This is a genomic window from Methylobacterium sp. Leaf94 (assembly GCF_001426045.1).
Lineage (GTDB): Bacteria > Pseudomonadota > Alphaproteobacteria > Rhizobiales > Beijerinckiaceae > Methylobacterium.
The window spans coordinates 1-5081 of the sequence record NZ_LMRM01000050.1 but is presented as its reverse complement, the minus strand read 5'-3'; the positions used below and the strand labels follow the sequence as shown (position 1 = coordinate 5081).

Genomic DNA, 5081 nt, shown 5'->3' with positions numbered 1-5081 from the left:
TCGTTCGTGAAGCGTTTGCGAGGCATGGCATCCTCCCTCCTTCAGGGTTCAGGATGCCCGAAAAACTTGCGCTCAGCGCGGACCAATTTGCTGGGTCAGGGTCACCAAGATCCACGTCCTCACCGATGTCCTCGGCCGCCCCGGCGTACTCCTGCTGACGCCGGGCAATGCCAGCGACGTCACAACCGCCCCGGCCGTGCTCGCCGAGGCTCCCGGTCGGATCCGTCGCCTGGCCGCCGACAAGGGCTACGACGCCGATTGGCTTCGAGCCGACCTGCGGGGAAAGAGCATCACGCCGATCATCCCAGGCAAGCGCGGCCGCAAGCGGAAGATCCGCCACGACAAGCGCCGCTACCGCGAACGTTGGCGCATCGAAGCGACCTTCAATCGCCTGAAAGACTTCCGTCGTGTCGCCACCCGCTACGACAAGCTGGCCCGCAACTACGCCTCGGCCGTCGCGCTCGCCGCCGTCATCGCCTTCTGGTGCTGATCGAGTCTAGACCCTAGGCAGGGAACCCATACAACCAATTGCTGTCGTTTGCGTTTTCTTCCTGAGTTTGAGGTTTCCAGCGTAGGAGGATCGCGATGGCACGGCTGTACTGGCTTTCGGATGAAGCCTGGGCGCGGATCGAGCCACATCTGCCTCACGGCCAACCGGGTAAACCTCGGGTCGACGATAGGCGGGTGATCAGCGGCATCCTGCACGTGCTGAAGGTCGGCTGCCGCTGGCAAGATACGCCCTCCGCGTACGGCCCGCACACCACGATCTACAACCGCTACAACAGGTGGTCCCAGCGCGGTGTCTGGCAGCGCCTGTTTGCCAAGATTGCAGCCACAGGCCCTGTCCCCGACGAGCTGATGCTCGATGCCTCTCACGTGAAGGCTCACCGCTCGGCATCAGGCGGAAAAGGGGGGCCTGGAGCCAGGCCATTGGCCGTTCGCGCGGCGGCTTCACGAGCAAAATCCATTGCTTGGCCGATGGTCGTGGCCGACCGGTTGCGTTCACCCTGACCCCCGGCAGCGTGGCCGACATCACCATGGCGCTGCCGCTGCTAGAGGCTGTCGTGCCGCCCAAACGCCTGATCGCCGACAAAGCCTACAATGCGCAGAGCTTGAAGGATTGGCTCAAGAGCCGCCGGGTGATCGCCACCATTCCGTCCACGGCCACCCGGACGGTGCCCTACAAGCACAGCCGGATCGCCTACCGGCGGCGCAATCGCATCGAACGCCTGTTCGGTCATCTCAAAAACTGGCGGCGCGTCGCGACCCGCTACGATCGCTTGGCCTGCAATTATCTCGCTGCCATCGCGCTCGTTTCCTGTGTCATCGCATAGACCTGAATGAGTCCCCTACCTAGTTCATCGCCCCGAGACGACGCTCGTTGGTAAGTCTTGCCAGCGCACGTCCTATCTCCAGCAGCAACATATCGCTCATCCGATTGAGAAGAGGCTCCGGAAGCTCCTGGATGACCTGTCGAGCCGCGAGACAGTGCTCCGCGGCACGCTCCAAGGGGTGCGGCTCCTGGCAAGCCTGCTGCGACCCCTCGTCGTTCTGGCCAAGGCGCGATTGAGTGATGTCGAGCAGCACGCCACTTCCATGCAGCGGGCGCCCTTCTTCATCCAGGGTGATCCGTCCGCGATCGAGAACCCAGCGAACAACGCCATCGGCGGAGCAGACGCGGTATTCAAACGTGCACGGAAGGCCCGTCTCTGCGCTACGCTTGATCTCACGCACGAACCGCTTCCGATCGTCAGGATGAACCCCGGTGGTGAAGGCGTCGAGCGATGCACCAGCAGCCGCCGCTGCGGGGTCGATGTTGAACACGAGAGCAACAAGGGCATCCGCGTAGACTCGATCATTCGAGACATCGTATTCCCATCGGCCGATTAGATCCGAGGAGTCGAGAGCCTGTTGCAACATGACTTGCGAGACTTGAACCTCGCTCGCTCGATAATGCCCCACTCCCACCTCCGTCGCCTCGAAATCTGCACGATTCGGAATAGATTAACCTGGGATATTAATAAAAGCTATATCGGTATGAAATTACTACAGATTGGTATATGTATGAAATCGCACTTTCGCGAAAACCTTTTGGTTTGGGAGGTCGAAAATGGGCCGTAAGTTGAGCCCGTCGGAGGCTAAGGCGTTCACCAAAAAGGATACGAGCCTGCCGAACGGGAAGCGTAGCGGCTCTTGGCCGATCAGCTCGAACCTTTAGGCTCGGATGGTAGACGCACTTGGACTGGCTGTGACAGCCCTGAGCCGTTCCAGTTCTTCGCGAGACGCCACGTTTGAAGCTGCAAGTGAAGCTCAGACGGCAGAGATTGCGATGAGCCGAGACTGCTTGGATCTGATCAAGGCGTATACACGACCATCCCGCCCGGCGCATCGACGATCTGCTGCCGTGGAACTGGACCACGTCTTGGTTCCATCAGATCGCCGTCTGACATCCCGCCGGGACTACGACCGCGGCCTTCACCGAAGGAGTACGGCTCAGCCCCGGGTACGGCGGCTTCTGTTCAGCGACCATTTCAGCGTCGACGGCACGCTGATCGAGGCCTGGGCGTCGATCAAGAGCTTCAAGCCCAAGGATCTCGCCCGCATCATGGATCAGTCGGGAAACCGCGACCCGTCACCGGGTACATTCGCCGAGCCAATGCCTTCAAGGACCACTCTCAGAGCAGGTTCTTATAAGACCTATTCGCCCTGACGGGCTTCCGCCGCGGCAGCCGTCGACGCAACGCTGCGAACGATACTCAGCACCTTCATGCGATCCTGTTCGTGCTCGATCGTAAGCCAAAGCGGCATCAGCTCGACCGTTTGTGCGATTTCATCCGGGGCAGTCTCTGAGAACGCCTCGATCGGACAATTGAGTACCGCAGCAATTCTCTTCAATAAGAATGCCGAACGCATTGAACAACGATCGGTCCCTTCAATTTGATGCATCTTTCGCTCCTATTGTGCGCCGCACATATAGCGGATATCGATTGCGAGCAATCATTGTTCCAATCACACAATAGAAATCAATATCTGATCATTAAATTTAACCGTTGATTCATAATATAATATCGATTGAACGATTTGTTCGATCCTGATGCTGTTGCCCCTTGCAACCTCAGCTCGATATGTTTGGTTGTAAGGCTGGAGGAGGCTCGAACATCGATGGAAGATGACGAACGTTTCGAAGCCATGGCAGATGCCTGCCTCAAAGCTCATGAAGCGGTCGCCGAAATAGGCACTCCGGCGATGCTTGCTATGACACGCGCCCTCTTATGGCAGGTCGGGCAGGAACTCGCGCAGCGTGAGGAGCGACGCAAAGAGACACTTCGCTACGCTAGGGCTTCAGAAATGAGGGATCTGAGAGCGGCACGGATGGCGTCAGCGTAGGTGGAGCAGGTGTTAGCGTGGCCGCCAGCGAAACGGCGGTGCCGATAGCGTGTCCATCTGCTGCCGTTTATAAACCATCACCCCTTCGTCGCCGGGCCTATGTCAGCCGAGCCATCAGCCGCCTCACGAACCGCTTGAAGGCATCGACGGCGCTGCGCCGGGTCCGTGATCCGGATATAGGCGTCGAGCAGTTCCAGGCATTCGCGGGTCAGGGCGGTATCGTTCGATCGAACCGGATTGTTCGTGCTGTACACTGCGTTCGGAGCTTCGCTCGGGTTCCGTAACTCGGTGACGGATATTCCGAGCTGCTTGGCAATTCGATGCTGGATGTTCTGACTACGGCTCAAGCTTGTCCGGTCCTGTGTGCCAGCTTCGGCCTCGGACGAGAAAAGACTCGCTTCCTCAAAGGTATTGAGCTTGCGGCCCATTTCTCATCTCCGATTGTATGCAAAATCCGCCGCAGATTTGTACGCCATCAAACGGTTTTACGCGATAGTAAGATCCTATTATCCCGAAACTTCCCAGCCTCACATCTTATGTTAATAAATTTCCCGCCACCCTCGGCGTCAAACCAACCCTGAGGTGAGCAAGGATAGGGATGTCTGATGGTGCGGCGGAATATATGCGCGATCGAGGCTTCGCAACTCGTTCTACAGGACGCGATCGATGCGTCAGACACCATTGGCCGTTGGGACTGGGACATCCCCAATGACCGACTGTATGCCGATCCGCTGGTTGCACTGCTTTTCAACGTTGATCCCGCCTTGGCGCAGCATGGAGTTCCATTAAAGTACTTCCTCGATGGCATTCATCCTGAAGATCGCGAGGAAACTTCTCACGTCATTGCTATCAGCGCCAAGACGGGTCGTTCTTATGTGCAGGAATACCGGGTGCTGTCTGCCGATAGAGCGACGCGATATGTTTTAGCGCGCGGTCTTATTACTCTCGACCACGCCGGCCGCTCGATACGAGGAACAGGTGTCCTGATCGACATCACTCAGAACCGGGTCGATGAAACCGCTTCCGCTCAAGCTGTCCATCCTCTGGAACGAGCTGCCGAGCATTGTCTTGCAGCCCATAACGCCCTTCACGATATACCCGAAACTCTTCTTCGCCAGATGAGCGCCATGCTGCTGCTTGAGGTCGGACGTCGCCTTTCGAAGCTAAAGGGCGATCAACATCGTGCGCGGATGAACTGACCCACGAGAACAGTGCAAGCGGCGCATTCGGCCGGAGTCATGCGTATACTCCTCAAAATGTCGGTTTGATGCGTGCGTGCTAAACGGCACTGCGGCTCAGCTGAGACATGAATAAACCAAGATCGCTGATCAAACCACGGCCCACCGCCATTTGACGGAGACCGCGCAAACCCAATTGGATTGCGCCGTGAACAATCTTTTTTCCTCTACTGTTGCTGCTATTACCCTGGGCGTCAGCGCAATTGCTTAGCCCGCTTTGGCCCAGAGCTACACCGCCCCTGCCGGTATCGCCGCTGTCGCGGCGCCTGATGGTCTCGAGGGCCGCAACTACGACAACATCACCACCGGCTCTATTGGCCTGCCTCCTGAAATGTGGTCCTCCTTGAGGTATTGACCTTGACCCAGCAAATTGGTCCGCGCTGAGCGCAAGTTTTTCGGGCATCCTGAACCCTGAAGGAGGGAGGATGCCATGCCTCGCAAACGCTTCACGAACGA

Annotated in this window: 6 protein-coding genes and 1 pseudogene; 4 read left to right on the top strand and 3 right to left on the bottom strand. The window is 58.0% G+C overall.

Annotated features, from left to right (window positions below; all coding sequences use genetic code 11):
- Window positions 1–76: 76 nt before the first annotated feature.
- Together ASG63_RS19735 and ASG63_RS24660 are read left to right on the top strand one after the other, a co-directional pair.
- Window positions 77–490, top strand: a pseudogene (locus ASG63_RS19735) (IS5 family transposase); the annotation flags it as partial.
- Between the two features lie 95 nt (window positions 491–585).
- Window positions 586–1334, top strand: a protein-coding gene (locus tag ASG63_RS24660; protein ID WP_156394266.1) for an IS5 family transposase whose coding sequence is annotated in 2 segments (ribosomal slippage) — window positions 586–916 and window positions 916–1334 — 750 coding nt in all. Because the reading frame shifts where the segments join, the coding sequence is not laid out codon by codon here.
- A gap of 19 nt (window positions 1335–1353) precedes the next feature.
- Here the strand turns inward: ASG63_RS24660 and ASG63_RS19725 are convergent.
- Window positions 1354–1824 (bottom strand): PAS domain-containing protein, encoded by a 471-nt coding sequence (locus ASG63_RS19725; protein ID WP_244479983.1) that lies wholly within the window; start codon window positions 1822–1824, stop codon window positions 1354–1356.
- Window positions 1825–2344: 520 nt separating this feature from the next.
- On the opposite strand from ASG63_RS19725, the gene ASG63_RS24655 reads away from it, so the two are divergent.
- Entirely contained in the window at window positions 2345–2710 is a 366-nt protein-coding gene (locus ASG63_RS24655) for a hypothetical protein (protein WP_156394265.1), read from the top strand.
- Here the strand turns inward: ASG63_RS24655 and ASG63_RS19720 are convergent.
- Window positions 2698–2946 carry a hypothetical protein gene (locus tag ASG63_RS19720; RefSeq protein WP_156394264.1) on the bottom strand — a complete coding sequence of 83 codons (249 nt, stop codon included), beginning with the start codon at window positions 2944–2946 and terminating at the stop codon, window positions 2698–2700. The two genes, ASG63_RS24655 and ASG63_RS19720, sit on opposite strands and share 13 nt — an antisense overlap.
- A 518-nt stretch (window positions 2947–3464) precedes the next feature.
- A complete protein-coding gene (locus ASG63_RS25600) occupies window positions 3465–3815 on the bottom strand; it encodes a hypothetical protein (protein WP_156394263.1) in 351 nt (116 codons plus the stop codon).
- 177 nt (window positions 3816–3992) lie between these two features.
- Here ASG63_RS25600 and ASG63_RS24650 point away from each other — a divergent pair, with 177 nt between their 5' ends.
- On the top strand, window positions 3993–4586 hold the full coding sequence (locus ASG63_RS24650; protein WP_082559414.1) for a PAS domain-containing protein: 594 nt from the start codon (window positions 3993–3995) through the stop codon (window positions 4584–4586).
- Window positions 4587–5081 lie beyond the last annotated feature (495 nt).

Coding starts and splice junctions, on each gene's coding strand:
- ASG63_RS19720 (WP_156394264.1), bottom strand. CDS start 2,946: ATGCATCAAATTGAAGGGACCGATCGTTGTTCAATGCGTTCGGCATTC.
- ASG63_RS25600 (WP_156394263.1), bottom strand. CDS start 3,815: ATGGGCCGCAAGCTCAATACCTTTGAGGAAGCGAGTCTTTTCTCGTCC.
- ASG63_RS24650 (WP_082559414.1), top strand. CDS start 3,993: ATGGTGCGGCGGAATATATGCGCGATCGAGGCTTCGCAACTCGTTCTA.